Below are 23,919 nucleotides of genomic sequence, written 5' to 3'. Positions count from 1 at the left end.
CTTCACTCGATCCGCTGTGCCATATCGTCGAGATCGACCCCGCGCGTTTCGGGGAAGATCGCCGCGACGACGATGAACTGGACGACCATCGCGGCGGCGAAGATCGCGAACGGTGCCCCGGGCGACCATGCCACCAATATCGGGAAGATGCCGGCTATCAGCGCGTTCATCAGCCAATGCGTGCTCGCGCCGAGCGCGCTGCCGCGCGCGCGGACGGGGGTCGGGAATATCTCCGAGATATAGACCCAGATGACCGCGCCCTGGCTCGTCGCGAAGAAGGCGATGAAGCCGATGAGCGCGGGTAGCATCAGGCCGTTGTCGAGCGCGCCGTAAAGGACCCCCGCGGCGGCGGCGAGGCATAAGGTCATGCCCGCCGCGCCCGCGAGCAGCAGCGTCTTGCGCCCGATCCGGTCGATCAGCGCCATGCCGACCAGCGTGAACACCAGATTGGCGATTCCGATCAGCACCGCCTGGCGGTCGGGCGATAGCGAACCCGCGCGCGCGAAGATGTCATTGAGATAATAGAGCACCGCGTTGATGCCCGCGAGCTGGTTGAACATCGCGACGAGGATCACGAGCATTATCGGCCGCCGATGGCGGCGCCACGACAGCTTCTCCCCCGGCGGGTCGCGTTCGAGCGTCTGCTCGACGCGGCTTAGTTCGGCTTCGGCGGCTTCGGGCGCCGTGCCGATCCGCGCCAGCGCGATGGCTGCTTCGCCCCGGCGTCCTTTTGCGACGAGCCAGCGCGGGCTGTTGGGAATCGCGAACAGCAGCACGAAGAAGAGCAGGGCAGGGGCGGCGGTGATGCCCAGCTTCCACCGCCACGCGATATCTCCGCCGACGAGCCCCGATATCGTCGCGTTGCTGAGATAGGCGACGAGAATGCCGGTGACGATCATCAACTGGAACAGGCCGACGAGGAATCCGCGGTGCCGCGGCGGCGCGATCTCGGCGATATAGACGGGCGCGAGCACCGACGAGCCCCCGATCGCGAGCCCGCATAGGAAACGGAAGATAAGGAAAGCCGGCCAGCTCGATGCCAGCGCGCAGCCGATTCCCGCGACGAAATAAAAGGCAGCGAGGATCCGCAGACTGTCACGGCTGCCGAATGCATCGCCCGGCTTACCCGCGAACAGCGCGCCGACGAGGGTGCCCCAAAGCGCCGCCGATACGGTAATGCCGAGTGTTTCAGGGGTGAGCGCGAACAGGTCGGTCAGGTCGCCAGTCACTCCCGCGATCACCGCGGTATCGAATCCGAAGAGAAGACCCGCCAGGGCGGCGGTCCCGATCGCGGCGGCGAGGGTGCCGCGCCCTCCCGGACGCTGCGGCGCGCCGGGCACCCGAAATGCTTCGCTGTGGTGCTTGCCTGCCATCCACTCTCTCCGACGGATTGGGCATCGGCGCCCGTCCTGATTGCCACCGACATGCCACAAAGGCGATTTCGATCAAATAAATTAATTTTCATTATTATCTTGACGGGGAGCGGTCGGCCGAGGCAGTTTTCGAAAAACCAGACCCGGAACGGCGGCTGGGAAAGAGGGAGAGGCTCGTGCCGGCGACATTGCTTGCGACGCATCGCGTGGAAAAGCCTTGGGGGCGCCATCAACTATGGGGCCCGTTCGCTGATTCGCCCGCGGGCGGCGAACCGGTCGGCGAGATCTGGTTCCAGGCGCCCGGCGACAGCACGCCCGACCTCCTGATCAAATATCTCTTCACCAGCGAAAAACTGTCGGTGCAGGTCCATCCGGACGATGAGCAAGCGCATGCGCGCGGACTGCCGCGCGGCAAGGACGAATGCTGGCTGATCCTCGACGCCGCGCCCGATTCGACAATTGCGGTGGGAACGAAAGCGCCCGTCGACAAGGCGGCGCTGCGCGACGCCGCGCTCGATGGCAGCATCGAACAATTGCTCGACTGGAAACCCGTGAAGGCGGGCGATTTCTTTTACGTCCCGTCGGGCACGGTGCATGCGATCGGCGCCGGTCTGACGCTGATCGAGGTGCAGCAGAACAGCGAGACGACCTACCGTCTCTATGATTATGGCCGCCCGCGCGAACTGCATCTGGAGGACGGCATCGCGGTGTCCGATCCGCGGCCCTATGCGCCCTATCCGTCCCCCGGCCGTATCGACGATGATCGCACGATCCTCGTCGACGGGCCGAAATTCGTGCTCGAACGGCTGGCGGGCGGCGCGCGCACGATCGCGCTGCATGATGGCGTCACCGCATGGCTGATCCCGGTCGCGGGCAAGGGCGTTGTCGATGGCGCCGCCTTCGAAGGCGGCGAATGCCTCGCACTTACCGGCTCGGTGCATCTCGATGCCGACGCCGGGGCCGACCTGTTGCTCGCCTATCCGGGCGAGGGGAGGCTCGCATGACCGCTACCCGATCGGGCACCGCCTGGACCTTCGCCTATGTCACGATGCTGTTCTTCGTCTGGGGCGCGGTGACCGCGGTCAACGACATTTTGATCCCTGCGGTGAAGGCGATCTTCGCGCTCAGCGATACCGAAAGCTTCCTCACGCAATTCGCCTTCTTCATGGCCTATGGCGTCGTCTCGCTGCCCGCGGCGGCGATCATGGGGCGGCTGGGCGCGGCCAATTCGATCATCGTGGCGCTCGCGACGATGATCGTCGGCTGCCTGATCATGCCGCTTGCGACCGTCGTGCGCGAATATTCGATCGTGCTCGTCGGCCTGTTCGTCATCGCGTCGGGGATCACGCTGCTGCAGGTCGCGGCGAACCCCCTGTCGGCGTCGCTCGGCCGCCCCGAACGTTCGCATTTCCGGCTGGTCTTGAGTCAGGCGTTCAACTCGTTCGGCACCGTTATCGCGCCCTATCTCGCGGCGCGGACGTTGCTGCAGGGCGGATTGTTCGAAGATGGGCCGGTGACCGAGGCGAAGATCGCTTATTCGCTCGGCCGGATCGACGTCGCCTATGTCTTCATCGCCGCAGTGATCGCGGTGCTCGCGATGTTCCTTTACCGCGTCCGGCACGAGATCACCGCGGCCGCGCCGGCGGTCGAGACGGGCGCGCGGGTTTCGAGCGCCTTCGCCTCGCCCTGGGCGCTCGCCGGCGCGCTCGCGATCTTCCTCTATGTCGGCGCCGAGGTCGCGATCGGCAGCGCGATGGTCAATTTCCTCGAACAGCCCGATGTGTTCGCGATCAGCGCGGTACAGGCGGGGAGCTTCGTCAGCCTCTATTGGCTCGGCGCGATGATCGGGCGCTTTATCGGCTCGGGTCTCCTCTACAAGCTGCCCGCGGGGCCGCTCCTCGCCGTGGCGGCCGTCGCCGCGGCGCTGCTCTGCCTGACGATCAGCCAGATCAGCGGGCCGGCGGCGGGCGTGCTCGCGATCTCGGTCGGGCTGTTCAACTCGATCATGTTCCCGGTGATCTTTTCGCTGACGATCGAGCGGTCGACCGCGCCCGCCTCGGCGACCTCGGGGCTGCTCTGCATGGCGATCGTCGGCGGGGCGCTGGTGCCGCTCGTCTTCGCGCAGGTCGCCGATGCCAGCGGCAGCCGCTCCCTCGCCTTTTTGGTGCCGATGGCCTGTTACCTCGTCATCGCATTGTTCGGCTGGCGCGCGGCGCGGGCGCCGGCACGGGCGACCCGCTTTGCAACTTCGCTGCACTGACCACGCAATCAACGAAAATATTCAGGGAAGAGGGTCGCAATGAACAAGAATATCAATCGGAGCCGTTCGCGGAAGGCGGCCGCCATCATGGCATCGACCGCCGCGCTGCTGCCGCTCGCGCTGGCGCTTTCGCCGGTCGCCGCGCAGTCCAAATCCGGCCAGTCGCCGGTCGAACTCGCCGACCCGCTGGTCGGCACCGCGCCGCTCGATGATCCCGCGGTGATCGGCAACGCGCCGCCGCCGGGCGAGCCCGTCTATTCGGGGCAGACGTCGCCGGGCGCGCGGCTGCCGCACGGGTCGGTCGAAGCGGCGCCGGTGAACAACAATATTGAGCTTCTCTATCCGAACGGCGTCCCCGTTCCCTATTATTACACCAACCCGACGATGATCGGCTTCACCGGCGGCGGCGGCTCGACCTATGGCGGCGGCGCCGAGCCGTTCATCATGCCCGTGGTCGGCGACTGGTCGCCGCCGCCCGCGTACAGCCAGTCATACTATGACAAGTCGCGCGAGAAGGCGTCGCCCGGCTATTATTCGGTCTATCTCGACAGCTTTCGTACGCAGGCCGAACTCACCGCGACGCGCTGGGCGAGCGTGATGCGCTTCACCTTCCCCGAGAGCCAGCGGTCGAACATCATCGTCAACCTGCCGCGCCACGGCGGCACGGTCGAGGTCGTCGGCGACCGCATCATACGCGGTATATCGAACGACAAGGACAGCGCCGACGGCGGCTATTTCGTCGCCGAATTTTCGAAACCCTTCGCCGCGCTCGGCACCTTCCGCAAATCGCCCGGCGACAATGCCGGCTGGGGCATCGGCACCAGCGACGTGAAACCCGGCGGGCGCGAGATGTCAGGCAGCTATTCCGGCGGCTATGTGACCTTCAAGACGAAGGCCGGCGAGCAGGTGCTGGTGAAAATGGCGCACGGGACCAGCTATGAGCAGGCCGCACAGCGGCTCGCCGCCGAAGTGCCGGGCTGGGACTTCGACGGCGTCCATGCGGCGGCGCGCGATACCTGGGCGCAGCTCCTGAACCGCGTCCGCGTGACCGGCGGCACCGACAAGCAGCGCAAGCTCTTCTATTCGACCCTCTTCCAGTCCTTCGCCTCGCCGCGCCTGATCGCGCAGAAGGGCGAGAAGTTCGCCGACACCAATGGCAAGGTCCAGACCGCGACGCACGACCGTTACGGCCCGGTTCCCTTCTGGGATACGGGGCGCAACCAGATCGTGCTGCTCGAACTGATGGAGCCCGAGGCGGTGCAGAACATCATGGCGTCCGAACTCGCGATGGCGCGCGAGAAGGGCTATATGAACACCTCGTTCCACGGCGACAATGCGGTGTTCCTGTTCCTCGGCGCGTGGGAGCGCGGCATCGAATTCGATTATGAAGCCGCCTATGAATATCTGCGCAAGAACGCGACCGACCCGAAGGGGCCGCGCGGCTATCTCGCCGAATATATGAAACAAGGCTGGATTTCGGACATCGTGCCCGATCACAATCCCAGCCCGCCCTATGCCGGCGGGAAGGCGGGCGCCGACAAGACGCTCGAATATGCGTGGGACGATTATGCGCTCGCGCTCTACGCGAAAAAGCTCGGCAAGGACGCCGACCACAAGATGTTCCTCAAGCGCGCGGGCAACTATGCCAATGTCTTCGACAAATCGATCGGCTTCATCCGCGGCCGCACCGCCGACGGCAAGTGGATCGCGCCCTTCGATCCGCAGGAACCCTATTATAATTTCATGATGAAGGAGGCGTCGGGCTGGTCGACCTTGTGGCTCGTGCCGCACGACGTGCAGGGGCTGATCGGCCTCCTCGGCGGGCGCGACGCGTTCAATGCCAAGCTCGACGAGTTTTTCACCAAGCCGTATAATCCGACGGGCATCTGCCGCGACTGCACCGGCGTGATCGGGCAATATGTCCACGGCAACCAGCCCGACCAGCAGGCGCCCTATTATTACAACTGGAGCGGCCAGCCGTGGAAGACGCAGGCGCTGGTGCGCCAGATTCTCGACCGGACCTATGGCAGCGATGCGTCGGGTTACGGCTATCCGGGGATGGACGATCAGGGCGCGACCTCGTCATGGTACGCGCTCTCGGCGCTCGGCTTCTATCCGGTCGATCCGTCGAGCCAGGATTATATCATCGGAAGCCCGGTCTTCGACGACGCCAGCCTCGATATGGGCAATGGCAAGACGCTGCGGATCGTCGCGCGCAACAATTCGGCCACCAACGTCTATATCCAGTCGGCGACGCTGAACGGCAAGCCGTGGAACAAGCCGTGGTTCCGCCACGACGATGTGAAGGACGGCGCGACCTTCGTCTTCACGATGGGCGCCAAGCCGAACAAGGCGTGGGGCGCCGCACCCGACGCTGCGCCGCCGTCGATGTCGCGAAAACGCTGACCATCCCCTCGCCCCCGCCACCCCCGCGGGGGCGCGAGCCCAGGACCCGCCATCCCCCCAAGGGTCCTGGGCTCTCCCCCATTCAACAGGACAGACATCATGCGCAGCCTCTTGATCACCGCCTCTCTTCTCGCCCTTGCACCGGTCGCGGCACAGGCCCAGACCACCACCGCCGCGCCTGCAGGCGACGCCGTCTATACTAGCGAGCTGATGACGCGCTGGGGCAAAGAAGTGACGCCAGAAAACGCGTGGCGCCTCTATCCCCGCCCGCAGATGGTGCGCGAGCGCTGGGTCAATCTCAACGGCCTGTGGGATTATGCGATCGCCCCCAAGGCGGCCGAGCGTCCGGCGGCGATGGAAGGAAAGATCCTCGTGCCGTTCCCGGTCGAATCGAAACTGTCGCGCGTCGCGCGCAAGGTCACGCCCGACGACCGCGTCTGGTATCGCCGCAGCTTCTCCGTCCCCGCCGACTGGCGCGGCCAGAATGTCATGCTCAACTTCGGGGCGGTGGATTATGAGGCGACGGTGCGCGTCAACGGATCGGTCGTCGGATCGCACAAGGGCGGCTTCGACGCCTTCGGTTTCGACATCAGCCCCTATCTGAAACCGGGCGCGAACGAGCTGATCGTTGAGGTCACCGACCCGACGAGCGCGGGCACCCAGCCGCGCGGCAAGCAGATCCTCGATCCCTCGGGCATCTGGTACACCGCGGTCAGCGGCATCTGGCAGACGGTGTGGATCGAGCCGGTACCCAAGCTCCATATCGCCGAGGTGCGCGCGACGCCCGATATCGACCGCGGCACCGTCGATGTCGCGGTGGCACTTTCCGGCTGGGCGAACGACAATGATGCGGTGCGGCTGACCGCGAGCGCGGGCGGCAAGACGATCGCCTCGACGATCATCCGTGCGAACCGGCAGGCGACGCTCGCGATCCCGAACGCGCACCTCTGGTCGCCCGACGATCCGCATCTCTACGACCTCAAGGCCGAGCTGGTGACGATCGCCGATCCCTATGCGGGCGAGGCCGAGCGCGACCGCAAGGCCTATGACTCGCGCTTCACCGATCATGAGAGCCGCGTCTATGCCAAGGCGCGCGTGCAGGGCGCACCGCGCGACAGCGTCGCCGCCTATTTCGCGATGCGCAAAGTGTCGGTCGGACCCGGCCGCGTCGCCGGGCAGCCCGCGATCTTGCTCAACAACAAGCCGCTGTTCCAGCACGGCACGCTCGATCAGGGCTGGTGGCCCGACGGGCTTTATACGCCGCCGTCGGAAGAGGCGATGAAGAGCGACATCGTCTTCCTGAAGAAGGCGGGGTTCAACATGCTGCGCAAGCATATCAAGGTCGAGCCCGCGCGCTATTATCACGACGCCGACCGGCTCGGCATGCTGATCTGGCAGGACATGCCCTCGGGCGGCGGCGAGGATCAATATCTCGCGGGCACAAGCCAGTATCAGGCGATCTTCCCGTCGGAGACGCTGGCCGAGCAGCAGAAGCAATTGTCCGAGATGATCGGCGAGCTGCGCGCCTTCCCCTCGATCGTGACGTGGGTCGTCAATAACGAGGGATGGGGCCAATATGATTCGGCGACCCTGTCGCGTTTCGTGAAGGGGATCGATCCGACGCGGCTGGTCGACGCCAATTCGGGCTGGCTTGATGTCGCGCCGAAGGACTCCGACATGCTCGACATCCACACTTACGAGGATGTGCCGAAGACGCCGCCGCTGCAGACGAATCGCGCGATCGTGCTCGGCGAATATGGCGGGGTCGGCTTTCCGGTGCCGGGCCATATCTGGAAGCCGGGTAAGGGCAATTGGAGCTATCAGGTCGCGCAGGACGAGAAGGAATATCTCGTTCGCTTCCGCCGCAAGATGGAAGGCGTGATCCGGCAGGCGAAGGAGAACGGGCTCAGCGCCTCGGTCTACACCCAGACCACCGACGTCGAGGACGAGATCAACGGGCTGCTGACCTATGACCGCGCTGTGCCGAAGGCGCCCGCCGAGGCGTTGGCGGAGATCGCCGCGCCGCTGTGGAAGACCCCGACTCCGGATTGACCGGCCTCGGGCGAAAGCGTGACGGCACCTGCCGTCCCCGGAGCCGGGGATAGCGGGCGGGGCGGTCTGCGGCCGCGCGTCGATACCCACGTAAAACTGCGAAAAACTGCGTCTTTGCGACGGGTTTGTAACGATTCATCGCGTCCGGCCAACGGCTCGAAAAATTTATTTTGACAAATTGTTTTTTATATTCTGATAGAGGCTCAACGGGTCCGATGATCCGCTGCTCGGCGACTCTGAAAGCGCCGAATAACGAGTGGGGGCGAACAGCCCCTCGAACAGGGAGGTCGATGTGATGAAGGCAGGACAAATCCATTCAGCGAAAGCGGCACGGCGCGCGGCGCTAGTGCGCGAACTGATGCTGGGCGCGGGCACGCTCGCGGCACTGTGCAGCGCCGGGCAGGCCTATGCGCAGGCAGCACCGGCGCCGGCGCCGGCGACGCAGCCACCGGCGGATGAAGCGGCAGAGGCGGCGCCGGGCGATGCGATCGTCGTCACCGGCTATCGCAAGTCGATCGAGCAGAGCCTCGAGCAGAAGCGCGAAGCCAATTCGCTTATCGAAGTCATCACCGCCGAGGACATCGGCAAATTCCCCGACAAGAATGTCGCCGACGCATTGCAGCGCGTCCCCGGCGTGATCATCACGCGCGACGGCGGCGAAGGCAGCCGCGTCAGCATTCGCGGCCTCCAGTCGGACCTGACGCTCACGCTGCTCAACGGTAATTTCATCGCCGGCGCCGACAGCGGCGATCCGTCGCGTTCGTTCAACTATGTCCTGCTGCCGTCGAACTTCATCGCGAGCACCGAAGTCTACAAGTCGTCCGAAGCGCGGCTCGAAGAGGGTGGCGTCGGCGGCACCGTGATCCTCAACACCCGCCGTCCGTTTGACCTGCCGGCCTGGTCGGGCTTCGTCTCGGCCGAAGGCACCTATTCGGACACCACCAAGAAATTCGACCCGCAGATCGCCGGCCAGATTTCATGGAAAGACCCCGAGGAACGCCTCGGTTTCCTCATCGGTGCGACCTATCAGGAGCGTGCGAACCGCGAACTGCGCGGGTCGACCGAAACGTGGCGCTGGTGGAGCGACCGCGCGGCCAACGGTGACATCATCACCCCCGCGACTGACGTTAACGGCAATCCGTTCGAAAACGACGACGCGATTTCCTATTGGCCGGGCACCGGCGTGACCGGGCAGGACGGCACGCATTATTCGGGCTATTGGGCACCGCAATCGGTCAACGCCGAAGTCTTTTCGCAGCAGCGCAAGCGCCTTGGCATCCAGGCGACCGCGCAGATGCGTCCGATCGAAAATCTGACCGTCACCGCGAACTATTTCCGCTTTGATTACAAGAGCAGCTTTCAGAGCAATGTGCTGAAGATCCCCGAATGGGGTTATGGCAATTTCTTCACTGCGCCGACCTTTGACGAGAGCGGCACGATCTTCCAGTCGGCGAATTTCCAGGTCCCCGCCGCGGGAACCGGATGCTCGGCCAATGCGACGCCCTGCACGATGGAGACGCCGCAGATCGCGGGGACGTACAGCCGCGAAAAGCAGGTTTCGAACACCTTCGAGACCGAGGTCGCCTGGAATCAGGACAATTTCGACGCGGTGCTGAAATTCGGCAAGACGAAGGCGACCGGCGGTCCGTCGATGCGCTTCGGCGTTGCGGCGAAGCCGCGCCTGACCGTCACGGGCCAGGAGCAGAACGGCAATTTCCTCAGCATGTGGGATTTCACCGGCGGCAACCTCAACATGGAGTTCTCCCCGGAGCTTCAGGAGAATATCAAGAACGGGATCGCGCAGATCGACGTCGGCTCGACCGGGTCGGGCTTCACCAACAGCGCGATCTCGCAGCGTTATGCGCAGCTCGATCTCGTCCGCCGCTTCGACGGGTTGCTGAGCGCGTTCCGCGTCGGTGGCAAATGGCGCGAGATGAGCATCCACCGCGAAACCGGCCGCAACGAATGGTATGCTGATCCGGCAACGAAGCTGCGCTATCAGGACACGCCCGCAGGCGCGGTCGCGCGGCCCGAATATTTCTATGACAAGCCGATCGGCAACATCGGCGGCGGGTTCAATGCGAACCTGTTCCCGGGCATCAATTTCAGCAATTATCTCGACTATATCAACGACACCTATGGTCCGTCGGTGCGCGTTCCCGAACCGAACAACACCTATGACCTGAAGGAAAAGGTGTTTGCGGGCTATGTGCAGGCCGACTTCGCGACCGGCCCGCTGCGCGGGAACATCGGCCTGCGCGTGGCGCATACCAAGCAATCGGGGCTGACGTCGGATCGCCTGCAGTTCCTCAACGATTATTGCGTCGACGGTCCGGGCGGCCCGCTCGATCCCAATGTACCGCTCGGCCCCGACGGCAACTGCCAGGTGCGCCCGCTTTCCGAGCGCGAGTTGATCGTCAACACGCAGGTCGATCAGTCGAAAAGCTACACCGACTGGCTGCCCAGCCTGAACGTCGTCTATGAAGTCACCCCCGACATCGTCGTTCGCGGCGCAGTCGCCAAGGTGATCTCGCGTCCCTCGTTCAACGATCTCGGGTCGCAGCGTTCGCTGACCTATCGTTCGGCCGCCTATGCGTTCGACCGCGGCCAGTTCGGCGAGTTCGAAGGCTGGTCGGGCAGCGGTGGCAACGCCGATCTCCAGCCTTTCTCGGCTTGGCAATATGACCTCGGCGTCGAATGGTATTTCAAGCGTGGCTCGGTGCTCGGCGTCGGCCTGTTCCGCAAGGACGTGTCGGACTTCGTTGTCCCGCTCGTGCTCGACGTGACGCGCGAAGTGAACGGCGAACAGGTGCTGATCCAGCCCTATTCGACCGTCGCCAATGGCTCGAACGCCAAGTCGCAGGGTGTCGAACTCTATGCCCAGCACACCTTCGACTTCGGCCTCGGCGCGCAGGTGAACTTCACCTATAACGACACCTCGGTCGCCGAGATCACGCTCGACGGCGAGGCAGTCGGCAAGTCGGCGCTCGTCGGCAGCGCGAAGACGCAGGTCAACGCGTCGGTCTTCTATGAAACCGACAAATTCCTCGTCCGTGCGTCGTACAACCGCCGCGGCGAAGTCGTCGGCGGGCTCTCTTCGGGCCTCAACATCTACACCGACCCCTATGAACAGGTCGACATCAACGCGTCGTACGAGCTGATGGACGGGCTGATGCTCACCGCTTCGGTCATCAACCTGACCAAGTCGGAAGAGCGCCAGCACCTTGGTAACGACACCAAGGACCGCTTCGTCCGCAGCAACTACTTCGGCCGCCGCGCTTATGTTGGCGTCTCGTACAAGTTCTGATGGGGCCCATACCCCAGCTCTCCCCCTTGGGTGGCTCCGCAAGGAGCCACCCACCTCTTTCCGGGCGAGCTGGAACATGCTTCGGTGTTTTATAACGACAATATGGGGGAGGACGCGAGGTGCGTGTCGGGTTGAAATCGCTGGTTTTCGGTGCGGCGCTGCTGACGGGCGGCACGGCCGCGGCAGAGAATCCGATCGTCCCCGGCTGGTACGCTGACCCTGAAATCCGCGTCTTCGGCGACCGCTACTGGATCTATCCGACCTATTCGGACCATGGCGAGACGCCCGATTTCTCACAGCATTTCAATGAGCAGCAGAAGAAGCTGCGCGAACAGAAGACGGTCCGGCCGTCCTATCATTACCAGACCTTCTTCAACGTCTTTTCGTCGCCCGACCTCGTTCACTGGACGAAACATAGCCACGCGCTCGACGTCGAGAATGTCGCCTGGGCGGCCTATGCCGTGTGGGCGCCGTCGGCGATCGAGAAGGACGGCAAATATTATCTCTTCTTCGGCGCGAACGACATCCAGTCGGACGACCAGCGCGGCGGTATCGGCGTCGCGGTCAGCGACCGCCCCGAGGGGCCGTTCAAGGATGCGATCGGCAAGCCGCTGATCGACGCCTTCCACAACGGCGCGCAGCCGATCGACCAGTTCGTCTTTCGCGACGATGATGGGCAGCATTATCTCTATTATGGCGGCTGGAAGCATTGCAACGTCGTCCGGCTCGGCGACGACCTGACGTCGATCGAGCCCTTTGCCGACGGCACGACGTACAAGGAAATCGCGCCCCCCGGCTATGTCGAGGGATCGTTCATGGTGAAGCGCAAGGGCGTCTATTATCTGATGTGGTCGGAGGGCGGCTGGACCGGCCCCGATTATTCGGTCGCCTATGCGATGGGGCCATCGCCGACCGGGCCGTTCAAGCCGATGGGCAAGATATTGAGCCAGGATTTCAAGATCGCGCGCGGCGCGGGGCATCATTCGGTGGTCAATGTGCCCGGCACCGACGACTGGTATATCGCCTATCATCGCCGCCCGCTCGATCAGACGAGCGGCGAGCGCCGCCAGCTCGCGATCGACCGCATGATTTTCAACGCCGACGGCACGATCGCGCCGGTGATAATGACAAACAAGGGCGTCGCAGCGCGCCCGCTGCCGGCACGAACAGCAAACAGGGGAGAGACAAAGTGAAGACGATCCGCAAGATGATGCTGAGCGCCGCCGCAAGTGCGCTCGTGCTCACCAGCGTCGGGACGCCGGTGGCGCTCGCGCAATCGAGCGCGAACCAGACCGCGCTCGTCGATTACGTCAACCCGCTGATGGGCACCGATTCCAGTTATCGTCTGTCGTACGGCAACACCTATCCCGCGGTCGCCGTCCCCTTCGGCATGAACAGCTGGACGCCGGTGACGGGCGAGCCCGGCAGCGGCTGGGGCTATACCTATGACGGCGAAAAGATCAGCGGCATCAAGCAGACGCACCAGCCGAGCCCGTGGATGAACGATTATGCCGCCTTCGCGCTGATGGCCGAAACCGGTCCGGTGAAGGTCAAGCAGCAGGAACGCGGCAGCTGGTTCAGCCACAAGGCCGAGGTCGCGCGCCCCTATTCCTACAAAGTCTATCTCGCCGACTATGACGTGACTGCCGAGGTCGCGCCGACCGCGCGGGCCGCGCAGTTCCGCTTCACCTTTCCCGAAAGCGACGACGCGCACATCCTGCTCGACGGGCTCGCGGGCGGATCGATGGTCAAGGTCGACGTCAAGAACCGCCGCATCACCGGCTATGTCCGCAACAACAACGGCGGCGTGCCCGACAATTTCCACAACTATTTCGTCGCCGAATTCGACCGCGACTTCACGCTCGCGCGCACCTGGGCCGGCGACGACGCGCCGACGAACGAACTCGCGCGCGAGGGCGACCATGTCGGCGCGGTGCTGAGCTTCAAGACGAAGAAGGGCGACAAGGTCCATGTCCGCGTCGCCTCGTCGTTCATCAGCCCCGAACAGGCGCTGCTGAACCTGCGCACCGAAATCGGCAGCGACAGCTTCGACGCGACGCAGGCAAAGGCGAAGGCGGCGTGGGAAAAGGAACTCTCGCGCATTCGCGTCACCGATCCCGACCCCGAAAAGGTCCGCACCTTCTATTCGTCGCTGTACCGGATGCTGCAATTCCCGCGTGTCTTCTATGAAAAGGACGCGAACGGAAAGATCGTCCACTACAGCCCGTACGACGGCAAGGTGCACGACGGTTACATGTTCACCGACAATGGTTTCTGGGACACGTGGCGCGCGGTCTTCCCCTTCTTCGCGCTGATGTACCCCGACCTCGACAGCCAGATCATGCAGGGGCTGGTCAACACCTATAAGGAGGGCGGCTGGCTGCCCGAATGGGCGAGCCCCGGCTATCGCAACGTGATGATCGGGTCGAACTCGGCGAACCTGATCGCCGACGCCTATTTCAACGGCGTGCGCGGCTTCGACGTCGAGACGCTCTACGAAGCGATGATCAAGAACGCGACGACGAGCGAGGGCCGCCCCAAGGACAAGGCGGGCAAGGTCATCGCCGCGGTCGGGCGCGAGGGCGCCGAACATTACAACCGGCTCGGCTATGTGCCCTATGACGTCGGCATCAACGAAAATGCCGCGCGCACGCTCGAATATGCGACCGCCGACTTCTCCATCGCGCAGCTCGCCAAGCTGCTCGGAAAGGATGCTGACGCCAAGAAATATCGCGAGCGGGCGCTGAACTACCAGAAGCTCTATGACAATCAGAGCGGCTGGATCCGTGGCCGCAACAAGGATGGCTCGTGGGCGACCCCGTTCAATCCGTACAAATGGGGCGATGCCTTCACCGAGGGCAACGCGCTCCACTATAGCTGGGCGGTGATGCAGGACGTTCAGGGGCTGATGAACCTGATGGGGGGGCGGCAGAAATTCGTCGAGCGGCTCGACGCGATCTTCACCACGCCGCCGATCTTCGACGAAAGCTATTACGGCCAGGTGATCCACGAGATCCGCGAGATGCAGATCGTCGACATGGGTCAATATGCCCATGGCAACCAGCCGATCCAGCACATGCCCTATCTCTACAATTGGGCGGGTGCGCCGTGGAAGACGCAGCATCATGTCCGCGACATCATGGCGAAGCTCTATTCGTCGGCGCCCGACGGCTATCCGGGCGACGAGGATAATGGCCAGACCTCGGCCTGGTATGTCTTCTCGGCGCTCGGCTTCTATCCGGTCGCCTCGGCGACGGGCGAATATGCGATCGGCAGCCCGCTGTTCCAGAAGGCGGTGCTGACGATGCCGAACGGCAAGACGCTGACGATCAACGCGCAGAACAACAGCGCGGCGAACGTCTATCTCCAGTCGGTCGCGCTCGGCGGCAAGCCGCAGAGCAAGACCTATTTCACCCACGGCGCTTTGTCGCAGGGCGGCACGGTCGACTTCGTGATGGGCGCCAAGCCCAACAAGCAATGGGGCACGGCCCCCGCCGACGCGCCCTTCTCGATCAGCGCGCCCGCCAAATGATTTCGGAGATGAACATGACCCCCAACCGCCGCGAGATCATGGCCGGCGCCGGCGCGCTCGCGCTGGCCGCCACGATGCCCGCCGCCGCCCGCGCCGCCGGCGCCTTCGCCAGCAAGCGCCCCGCGCCCGCCGCGCGCGCCTTCACCAGCCCCGCGATCGAGGCCGAGATCGCGCGCGTGAAGGCGAAGATCGCCGATCCCGAACTCGCCTGGCTGTTCGAGAATTGCTACCCGAACACGCTCGACACGACGGTGCAGACGGGCACGCTCGACGGCCGCCCCGACACCTTCGTCATCACCGGCGATATCGAGGCGATGTGGCTGCGCGACAGCTCGGCGCAGGTGCAGCCCTATATCCACCTCGTTGCCAAGGACGCGAAGCTCAAGCGGCTGTTCCAGGGGCTGATCCAGCGGCAGGCGCGCTGCATCCTGATCGATCCCTATGCCAATGCGTTCGACAAGGATCCGACCGCGCCGTCGAAGCTCGAATGGTCGCAGACCGACAAGACCGAAATGAAGCCCGGCGTCGCCGAGCGGAAATGGGAAATCGACTCGCTCTGCTATGCAATGCGGCTCAGCCACGAATATTGGACGCGGACGAAGGACAAGGCACCGTTCGACGACACATGGTCGCGCGCGATGAAACTCGCGGTTCAGACCTTCCGCGAACAGCAGCGCAAGGATGGCCCGGGCCCGTACAGCTTCCAGCGTCCGGCGCTCCAGCCCACCGACAGCCTGATGCTGAGCGGTTATGGCGCGCCGACGAAGAAGGTCGGGTTGATCCACTCGATGTTCCGCCCGTCGGACGATGCGTGCCTCTATCCCTTCCTGATCCCGTCGAACCTGTTCGCGGTGTCGGTGCTGCGCAAGATCGCCGCCGTCCACCGCGAAGCGCGCGGCGATAATGCGGCGGCGACCGACGCCGAGGCGCTCGCCGCCGAGGTCGAGGCCGCGCTGAAGACGCATGCGCTGATCGACAACGGCAAGGGCGAGCAGGTCTGGGCCTATGAGATCGACGGCTTCGGCAATACTGTCTTCATGGACGACGCCAATGTGCCGAGCCTGTCGGGGCTGCCGTTGATCGACGTCGTCGACAAGAAGGATCCGATCTTCCTGCGCACCGCGGCGCTCGCCTGGTCGGAGCGCAACCCCTATTTCTTCAAGGGCACGGCGGCCGAGGGGATCGGCGGGCCGCATATCGGCCTCGACATGATCTGGCCGATGTCGATCATCACCCGCGCGATGAATGCCGACGACGATGCGACGATCCTCCAGTGCCTGCGCTGGCTGAAGACGACGCACGGCGGCACCGGCTTTATGCACGAAAGCTTCCATAAGGACGATCCGAAGAACTTCACGCGCAGCTGGTTCGCGTGGGCCAACGCGCTGTTCGGCCAGCTGATCATCGAGGTCGCCGACAAGCGCCCCGCGCTGCTGTCGCGGCCGCTGTGAGCGGGGAGAGGACGATGATCACGACCAGCCGCCGCCAGCTTCTCGCGACCACGGGGCTGCTCGCACTCGGCGGCGCGATCCCCGCCGGCTGCTCGCGATCGGTGGCGGGCGGCGCCGCGCTCGCGCCCGGCAAGCCCAATCTCTTCATCGGCACTGGTGGGCACGGGCACACCTTCCCCGGCGCGTCGCTGCCATTCGGGATGGCGCAGCTCAGCCCCGATACGAACACCCATGGCTGGGATGCCTGCTCGGGCTATCATCAGAAAGATGGCTCGATCATGGGGTTCAGCCACACGCATTTGTCGGGCACTGGCATTGGCGACATGCTCGACATTCTCGTGGTGCCGACGCGGCGCGAGTTGAAGCTCGAACCCGGTACGATCGAAAAGCCCGGCGAGGGCTATCGCCAGCGCTATTCGGACGAGCATGCCGAGCCCGGCTATTACCGCGTAAAGCTCGAGACCGGCGTGCTCGCCGAGCTCACCGTCACCGAACGCTGCGGGCTGCACCGCTATCGCTTCGGCCAGGGGCCGGGGCATATCCTGATCGATTTCGCGCACGCGATCGAGGATGACTGGGACAAGGGTATCGTTGTCGAAAAGGCGTCGCTCGACCTCGGCGATGACGGCACGCTGACCGGCGGCCGGCAGGTCAATCGCTGGGCCAAGGGGCGGCGCATCCATTTCGCGATGCAGATGTCGCGCAAGCCTGACCGCGTACAATTCTTCGGCGACGACGGAACACCCGCCCCCGACGGCGCGAAGTCGATCAAGGGCAACAAGCTCAAGGTCGCCTTCTTCTTCGACGATGCCGGTGGCCCGCCGATCCTGATCAAGACCGGCCTCTCGGCGGTCGACGTAAAGGGCGCGCGCGACGCGCTGGCGCAGGAGGTTCCCGCCTGGGATTTCGATGACGCGGTCAAGGCCGCGCGCGGCACCTGGGCCAAGGCGCTCGGCGGCATCCGCGTGTCGGGCGGCACCGAGGCGCAGCGCACGATCATGACGAGCGCGCTCTATCACGCGCAACTCGCGCCGACGCTCTTTACCGACCGCGACGGGCGCTATGTCGGGCTCGACCGGCAGGTGCATGAAGCCGCGAAGGGCGAGGAGGCGTTCAGCACCTATTCGCTATGGGACACCTATCGCGCGCTCCATCCGCTGCTGACGCTGATCGATCCCGACCGTGCTGCGCTCCTGACCCGCGACATCTGCCGCCAGACCGCGCAGAGCCCCGCCGGCCCGCTCGTCTGGCCGCTGCAGGGGGTCGAAACCGCGTGCATGATCGGCTGGCACGGCGTGTCGGTGCTCGCCGAGGCGCACGCCAAGGGCATCAAGGCTGACTATGCCGCCGCCTGGCCGAACATCCGCCGCCGCGCCTTCGACCGCGAGTATAAGGATATCGACAGCACGCTCGGCCGCGGCTTCTATTACGACCTAGGCTATATCCCGTGCGACGAGGTGTGGGAGTCGGTCAGCCGGACGCAGGAATATGCGTATGACGACTGGGCGATGGCGCACCTCGCCGATGCCGTTGGCGCCAAGGACGATGCGGCGGCGCTGCGCAAGCGCGCGCAGAACTACCGCGGCGTCATCGACCCCGAAACCCGCTTCGCGCGCCCGCGCTTCAAGGACGGCAGCTGGTGGAAGGATTATGATCCGGTCCAGATCGGCCACAATGTCAAAAAGTGGCGCGACTATACCGAGGCGAACGGCTGGCAGGCGACCTTCCTCAACCAGCATGATGTTTATGGCCTGATCGAGCATTTCGGCGGCGACGCCGCGTTCGAGAAACAATTGGACGCGCTGTTCAATGCGCCCTCGACCTTGCCCGACAATGCGCCGCCCGACATCTCCGGCCTCGTCGGCCAATATGCGCACGGCAACGAACCGAACCACCATGTCGCGTACATGTACGCCTATTGCGGCGCGCCCGCGAAGACGCAGGCGATGATCCGGCGCCTGCTCGTCGAAATGTACAAGAATGACCCCGACGGCGTGATCGGCAACGACGATTGCGGCCAGATGAGCGCCTGGTTCATCCTGTCAGCGCTCGGCTTTTATCCGGTCGATCCGGTGAGCGCGATCTACGTCTTCGGCTCGCCGCTGTTCGACGTCGCCGAGGTGACGGTGGGCGCGGGCAAGACGCTGACCGTCCGCGCCGAGGGCAATGGCCCCGACCGGCCTTACGTGCAGTCGGTCCGCTGGAATGGCAAGCCGTGGAGCAAGAACTGGGTCGCGCACGCCGACCTCATCGGCGGCGGCGAACTCGTCTTCGAGATGGGCGCGAAGCCGTCAGAGTTCGGCGCCGCGAAGGCCGACCGTCCGCCTTCCTTCGGCTCTGCTCCCGCATGAAGCAAATTTGCGACAAGTTTTTGGTAGCGAAAAGAAAATGATAAGAACGGAATGCGTTGTGAAATCTCTCCCAATCCCGCCACGTTCGGCCTTGCGCTGCGGCCCCGCACCCTTCAGAAACCTCGGCAATCGAGCGAAGGGGTGGCGCTGATGGATGGTCCCGTAACAGAGCGCGGCGAAGCGCGCCTGTTCGCCGGCGTCGAACTCGGCGGCACCAAGTGCATCGTCACGCTCGCAGCAGGGCCGAGCGACATTCGCGACCAGCGGACGATCGCGACTACCGTGCCGTGGGAAACGCTGCCCGCGATCAAGGCGGTGCTCGACGAGTGGGCCGGGTCTTATGGTTTTTGCGGTCTGGGCATTGCGTCCTTCGGCCCGATCAAGCTCGACCCCGGCAAAGCCAATTACGGCCAGATCGGCGCGACGAACAAGGCCGATTGGGAAGGCGCCGACCTGCTCGGGCCGCTGCAATCGGCCTTCCAGGTTCCGATCGGGCTCGACACCGACGTCAATGGCGCAGCGCTCGCGGAAATCCGCTGGGGCAGCGGCCGCGGCCTCGACGATTTCGCTTATGTCACCGTTGGCACCGGCGTCGGCGTCGGGTTGATCGTCCACGGCAAACCGACGCGCGGCTTCAGCCACAGCGAGATTGGCCATGTCCTTGTGCCGCGTCTTGCTGGCGACGACACGCCGAGCGTTTGCCGTTTCCACGACGATTGCGTCGAGGGGCTCGCCTCGGGCACCGCGCTTAACGCGCGGCTGGGCGGGCGGCCGCTCGCGGACGTCGCGGCCGACGATCCGGTCTGGGGACCGATGGTGCACACGCTGGCGTCGATGGTCCATTCGCTCGCCTGCACGACCGGGCCGATGCGCGTTGCGATGGGCGGCGGCGTGCTTGCCGGCCAGCCGCAATTGCTGCCGCGGATCAACGCGAAGCTCGAAGCGAGCCTCTCGGGCTATATGCAGATACCGGGCGACGGTGCTTACGTCACCGCGCCCGAACTCGGGACGATGGCGGGGCCGCTCGGCGCGATCGCGCTGGCGATGGACGCGGTGGGCGCGCCCGTATGAGCAAGGCAGGCGGGGTGGCGATACCGACCCTTTCGCGATTGGACAGCGCCAGGCCTTCGCGCCACAAGAGGGTTATGAAACGCCTGTCCGCCGCTGCCGCGCTGCTCGCCCTCCTGCCGATTCAGTCCTTCGCCGAGCAGCCGGCGCCCGATCCGCTCGGCTTCGTCGACCCGATGATCGGCACCGGCCCCGAAGGCCACACCTTCCCTGGCGCCACCGCGCCGTTCGGCATGGTCCAGCTGTCGCCCGACACCGACGCGACCTGCCAGATCCGCGACTGTTACGATCATGCGGCGGGCTACAGCTATCATGACCCGACGATTCAGGGGTTCAGCCACACCCACTTCTCGGGCGCCGGCCATTCGGACCTCGGCGATATCCTCGTCATGCCGCAGGCGGGCGAGGTAAAGCTCGATCCGGGCGATCCGAAGCAACCCGGTTCGGGTTATCGCCAGCGCTTCGACCATGCGACCGAGACGGCGAGCCCGGGCTATTATGCCGTCACCCTTGCGGATTCCGGTATCCGCGCTGAACTCACCGCGGGCACGCGCGTCGGCATCCACCGCTACAGCTTTCCGGCGGGCAAGGACGCGCACTTGCTGCTCGACCTCCGTTCGTCGCTCTATGATTATCCGGGCAAGATTCTCTGGTCGGGGCTACATCTGCGCCCCGACGGCACGCTCACCGGCTTTCGGGAGACGCGCGGCTGGGCGCCGGGGCGCAAGCTCTATTTCGCGATGCGCTTCTCGGCGCCGCTCAAAACCCACGCCTTCCTCGATCGCGACGAGAAGGTCGCGTACAAGGGATTCCAGGCGCCGGGACGCGGCAGCGATGCGCTCGCCGAAAAGCTTGGCAAGGCGCTCGAAGCACGGCTCGATTTCGGTGCGCTGACTGCGCCACTCGAAGTGAGCGTTGCGCTATCCGGGGTCGACGAGGCCGGCGCCATCGCCAACCTCGATGCAGAAGGCGCCGGTTTCGACGCCGTCCGTGCGCGCACCGAAGGCGAATGGCGCAAGGCGCTCGGCGCGCTCGAAATCGAAGCACCCGCGCCGATGCGCACCAACCTCTATACCGCGCTCTATCACAGCCTGCTCGCGCCGAGCGTGTGGAGCGATGTCGACGGGCGTTATCGCGGTCCCGACGATCAGGTCCACGCCGCGAAGGATTTCACTTTCCGCTCGACCTTTTCGCTGTGGGATACATTCCGCGCGCAGCATCCATTGCTGACGCTTGTCCAGCCCGGTGAAACCAACAGCGACATCGTCAAATCGCTCGTCGCCAGCCGCAAACACAGCCCGCACGGCATCCTGCCCGTCTGGCAGTTTCACGGGCGCGAAACCTGGACGATGATCGGATATCACGCCGTCCCGGTGATCGCCGATGCCTATATGAAGGGCGTGGGCGATTTCGACGCGAACGAGGCGTTGGACGCGATGGTCGCGAGCGCCGAATACGCGCCTTATGGCGGGCTCGGCGACTATATGAAGCTCGGCTATGTCGCGATCGACCGCGAGCCCGAGGCGGCTTCGAAGACGGTCGAATATGCCTATGACGACTGGACGATCGCGCGGATGGCCGAGAAGATGGGGCGAAAGGATATCGCCGACCGCTTCTACAAACGCGCCGGTTACTGGCGAAACAGCTTCGACGCCAAGACCGGCTGGCTTCGCGCGCGCAAGACCGACGGCAGCTTCCGTACCCCCTTCGATCCGACCGCGATCAACTATGGCTCGGACTATACCGAGGGCAACGCCTGGCAATATTCGTGGTTCGTCCCGCAGGATCAGGCCGCGCTTTTCCGCATCCTCGGCGGCGACGCAAAGACGGTCACTAAACTCGACGCGATGTTCGATTACGACAATAGCAAGCTCGACTATAGCCATGCCGAGGACATTGCGGGGCTGATCGGCCAATATATCCACGGCAACGAGCCGAGCCACCATGTCGCCTATCTCTATGCCTATGCCGGCGCGCCGTGGCGGACGCAGGAGCGGCTGAAGCAGATCGTCGACAGCCAGTATAAGCCGACCCCTGACGGCCTGTCGGGCAATGACGACCTCGGCCAGATGTCGGCATGGCTCGTCTTCACCGGCCTCGGTTTCTATCCGGTCGCACCGGGGTCGAACCAATATGTGATCGGCCGGCCCTTCGTCGACCGCGCGGTGCTGAACCTGCCCGGCGGCAAGCGCTTCATCGTCGAGACAGCGGGGCTTTCCGATGCGAACCGCTATGTCGGCAAGGTCGAACTCAACGGCAAGCCGCTGACGCGTAGCTGGATTTCGGACGCCGAAATCCGGTCCGGCGGCACGCTGCGCTTCACGATGCAGGCAAAGCCCGACACCGCGTGGGGGAAGGCTCCCGCCGCGCGGCCCTATTCGCAGTCGACGACGCGCTAGGTCTGTTCGCCGCGCTGCAGCGTCATTGCGAGTTCCTCGACGTCGAGGTCGCGTTCGAGTTCGTGCAGAACCTCATCCTCGATCAGCCCGGCGCGGTGGATCCGGATCAGTTCGGCGCGCCCCGCAGCGATTGCCTGGAGCAGGACTTCGAAATGCGACTGTAGCCCGTCCATAGCGGCGCTTGCGTCGGCCTCGTAGCGCTCCATGAAATTCATCCGCTTGCGATGTTCTTCGAGCATCATTGGATGGATCAGCGTCCCATTTTCGTCATAGGCGAGCCTTTCGATGACCGCGAACCGCGCGCGCGCCATCGCGGCTTCGGCAGCGGGCAGCGCCATTTTGGCGGGCGGGTCGGTGTCGACGGGTTTGACCGCGCGGATGAGCATGCCCAGGCTCGATCCCTGCGCGACGACGGTCACAAAGATCACCGCAAAAGCGCAGATCAGCATCAGGTCGCGGCCGGGCATGTCGACGGGCAGGGTCAGCGGCACGGCCAGCGTCACGACGCCGCGCATCCCCGCCCAGCTCAGCACCGTCGCCTGCCGCCAGCCCAGCGGGCGCGCGCGTTCCAGTCCGGTCTTGCGGGCGATTCCGAGAATAGCCTCCGATCCGAAAATCCAGACGAAGCGCGCGATCGTCACGGTGATCACGACGGCGGCGATCACGATGGTCCACGACAGCGGCATCGCCGCGATCCCGCCGATCCGTTCGATCGCGCCGCGCAGCGAAAAGCCGATCAGGATGAAGACGAGCGCCTCGAGCACGAACACCATGATGAACCAACCCGAATTGGCGCGGAGGCGGACGTCGGCGGACAATATCTCATGCTGATACCAGCCCATCGCGAGGCCTGCGGTGACGGTCGCGATGACCCCCGACACATGCACGGCTTCGCCGGCGATATAGGCGGCCCAGCAGAGCAGGATCGTGACAAGCATGATCAGCATCCGGTCCTGGAGGCGCTTGGCGAGGAATATCCAGCCCGCGGCGACCAGCGCGCCGACGATCACCCCGCCGATCGCGACGAAAGCGAAGCTCTGGGTCGCTTCGCCGGTGTGGAACACCCCGCTGAGCGTCGCGGCGACGGCGAAGCGGAAAAGGATCAGCCCGGTTGCGTCGTTGAGCAGGCTTTCGCCTTCGAGCAGCGCTTCGAGCCGCCGCGGCAAATGGACGCCTTTCAGAACCGCGCGCGCGGACACCGCATCGGGCGGCGATACGATCGCACCCAATGCGAAGCAGGCGGCCCAGGGCAGGTCGGGGAGGATCAAATGCACGACCACGCCGACGACGAGCGTCGTGAACACCACCGCGCCGACGGCAAGCGACAGGATGCCGGGAAGGTGACGGCGAAACCGGCCGAGCGCGGTAAAATAGGCGCCATCCATCAACAGCGGCGGCAGGAACAGCACGAGCGCGAGTTCGGGGTCGAGCGAGATCGCCGGCAGCCCCGGGATGAAGGCGAGTGCGCCGCCGCCGACGAGCAGCGCGGTCGCGGGCGGCCAGCGCAGTTTCTGCGCCAGCCAGTGCAGCCCGATGACGAGCGCGAGCAGCCCGAGGACGAGTTCGAAGGTTTCGACGGCGTGCATCGGCTCAGGTCCGGTCCATGCCGAGGTCGAACGATGCTGTCATCTTGAGGCCCCTTGTTTCGTCCAATTCGACGAGGCCATGTGTGACGACGTTTGCCGCCGCGATCAATGCTGGAGATTGTGCCAGCTCAAAA

Annotated in this window: 13 protein-coding genes; 11 read left to right on the top strand and 2 right to left on the bottom strand. The window is 64.7% G+C overall.

Annotation, left to right across the window (positions count from 1 at the left end; translation table 11 throughout):
- Positions 1-2: 2 nt before the first annotated feature.
- The gene (locus tag ASD73_RS10210) at positions 3-1,373 is read right to left on the bottom strand and encodes a sugar porter family MFS transporter (RefSeq protein WP_056371997.1); all 1,371 of its coding nucleotides are present in this window, start codon (positions 1,371-1,373) and stop codon (positions 3-5) included.
- A gap of 176 nt (positions 1,374-1,549) precedes the next feature.
- Between ASD73_RS10210 and ASD73_RS10205 the strand changes: the two genes are divergently transcribed.
- From ASD73_RS10205 to ASD73_RS10155, 11 genes are all read left to right on the top strand, one after another.
- Entirely contained in the window at positions 1,550-2,377 is an 828-nt protein-coding gene (locus ASD73_RS10205; RefSeq protein WP_056371995.1) for a class I mannose-6-phosphate isomerase, read from the top strand.
- Entirely contained in the window at positions 2,374-3,633 is a 1,260-nt protein-coding gene (locus tag ASD73_RS10200; RefSeq protein ID WP_056371993.1) for a sugar MFS transporter, read from the top strand. The genes ASD73_RS10205 and ASD73_RS10200 overlap by 4 nt, the downstream gene beginning before the upstream one ends.
- An 87-nt stretch (positions 3,634-3,720) precedes the next feature.
- Positions 3,721-6,039, top strand: coding sequence for a GH92 family glycosyl hydrolase (locus tag ASD73_RS10195; protein ID WP_056373477.1), 2,319 nt, complete (start codon positions 3,721-3,723; stop codon positions 6,037-6,039).
- Between the two features lie 99 nt (positions 6,040-6,138).
- On the top strand, positions 6,139-8,091 hold the full coding sequence (locus ASD73_RS10190) for a glycoside hydrolase family 2 protein (protein ID WP_200934930.1): 1,953 nt from the start codon (positions 6,139-6,141) through the stop codon (positions 8,089-8,091).
- 295 nt (positions 8,092-8,386) lie between these two features.
- Positions 8,387-11,398: a TonB-dependent receptor gene (locus ASD73_RS10185; protein ID WP_235534303.1), complete on the top strand. Its 3,012-nt coding sequence runs from the start codon at positions 8,387-8,389 to the stop codon at positions 11,396-11,398.
- A 131-nt stretch (positions 11,399-11,529) separates the two neighbouring features.
- A complete protein-coding gene (locus tag ASD73_RS10180) occupies positions 11,530-12,591 on the top strand; it encodes a glycoside hydrolase family 43 protein (RefSeq protein ID WP_235534300.1) in 1,062 nt (353 codons plus the stop codon).
- A 14-nt stretch (positions 12,592-12,605) separates the two neighbouring features.
- Positions 12,606-14,930 (top strand): GH92 family glycosyl hydrolase, encoded by a 2,325-nt coding sequence (locus tag ASD73_RS10175; protein ID WP_056373473.1) that lies wholly within the window; start codon positions 12,606-12,608, stop codon positions 14,928-14,930.
- Between the two features lie 14 nt (positions 14,931-14,944).
- A complete protein-coding gene (locus tag ASD73_RS10170) occupies positions 14,945-16,381 on the top strand; it encodes a glycoside hydrolase family 125 protein (protein WP_056373470.1) in 1,437 nt (478 codons plus the stop codon).
- A gap of 14 nt (positions 16,382-16,395) precedes the next feature.
- On the top strand, positions 16,396-18,732 hold the full coding sequence (locus ASD73_RS10165) for a GH92 family glycosyl hydrolase (RefSeq protein WP_056371990.1): 2,337 nt from the start codon (positions 16,396-16,398) through the stop codon (positions 18,730-18,732).
- A 150-nt stretch (positions 18,733-18,882) separates the two neighbouring features.
- Positions 18,883-19,803, top strand: a complete 921-nt coding sequence (locus tag ASD73_RS10160) for an ROK family protein (protein WP_056371988.1) — start codon at positions 18,883-18,885, stop codon at positions 19,801-19,803.
- A 74-nt stretch (positions 19,804-19,877) separates the two neighbouring features.
- The gene (locus ASD73_RS10155; protein WP_056371986.1) at positions 19,878-22,199 is read left to right on the top strand and encodes a GH92 family glycosyl hydrolase; all 2,322 of its coding nucleotides are present in this window, start codon (positions 19,878-19,880) and stop codon (positions 22,197-22,199) included.
- On the opposite strand, the gene ASD73_RS10150 is transcribed toward ASD73_RS10155, so the two are convergent.
- Positions 22,196-23,785, bottom strand: a complete 1,590-nt coding sequence (locus ASD73_RS10150; RefSeq protein WP_056371984.1) for a Na+/H+ antiporter — start codon at positions 23,783-23,785, stop codon at positions 22,196-22,198. The genes ASD73_RS10155 and ASD73_RS10150 overlap by 4 nt on opposite strands.
- Positions 23,786-23,919 lie beyond the last annotated feature (134 nt).

This window comes from Sphingopyxis sp. Root154, from assembly GCF_001427105.1.
GTDB lineage: Bacteria > Pseudomonadota > Alphaproteobacteria > Sphingomonadales > Sphingomonadaceae > Sphingopyxis.
This window is presented reverse-complemented; position numbering and strand designations above follow the sequence as displayed.

What these genes read in the sequence shown, in the direction of transcription:
- ASD73_RS10210 (WP_056371997.1), bottom strand. Translation starts at nt 1,373, where the DNA reads ATGGCAGGCAAGCACCACAGCGAAGCATTTCGGGTGCCCGGCGCGCCG.
- ASD73_RS10200 (WP_056371993.1), top strand. Translation starts at nt 2,374, where the DNA reads ATGACCGCTACCCGATCGGGCACCGCCTGGACCTTCGCCTATGTCACG.
- ASD73_RS10195 (WP_056373477.1), top strand. Translation starts at nt 3,721, where the DNA reads ATGGCATCGACCGCCGCGCTGCTGCCGCTCGCGCTGGCGCTTTCGCCG.
- ASD73_RS10190 (WP_200934930.1), top strand. Translation starts at nt 6,139, where the DNA reads ATGCGCAGCCTCTTGATCACCGCCTCTCTTCTCGCCCTTGCACCGGTC.
- ASD73_RS10185 (WP_235534303.1), top strand. Translation starts at nt 8,387, where the DNA reads ATGAAGGCAGGACAAATCCATTCAGCGAAAGCGGCACGGCGCGCGGCG.
- ASD73_RS10175 (WP_056373473.1), top strand. Translation starts at nt 12,606, where the DNA reads ATGATGCTGAGCGCCGCCGCAAGTGCGCTCGTGCTCACCAGCGTCGGG.
- ASD73_RS10170 (WP_056373470.1), top strand. Translation starts at nt 14,945, where the DNA reads ATGACCCCCAACCGCCGCGAGATCATGGCCGGCGCCGGCGCGCTCGCG.
- ASD73_RS10165 (WP_056371990.1), top strand. Translation starts at nt 16,396, where the DNA reads ATGATCACGACCAGCCGCCGCCAGCTTCTCGCGACCACGGGGCTGCTC.
- ASD73_RS10160 (WP_056371988.1), top strand. Translation starts at nt 18,883, where the DNA reads ATGGATGGTCCCGTAACAGAGCGCGGCGAAGCGCGCCTGTTCGCCGGC.
- ASD73_RS10155 (WP_056371986.1), top strand. Translation starts at nt 19,878, where the DNA reads ATGAAACGCCTGTCCGCCGCTGCCGCGCTGCTCGCCCTCCTGCCGATT.
- ASD73_RS10150 (WP_056371984.1), bottom strand. Translation starts at nt 23,785, where the DNA reads ATGCACGCCGTCGAAACCTTCGAACTCGTCCTCGGGCTGCTCGCGCTC.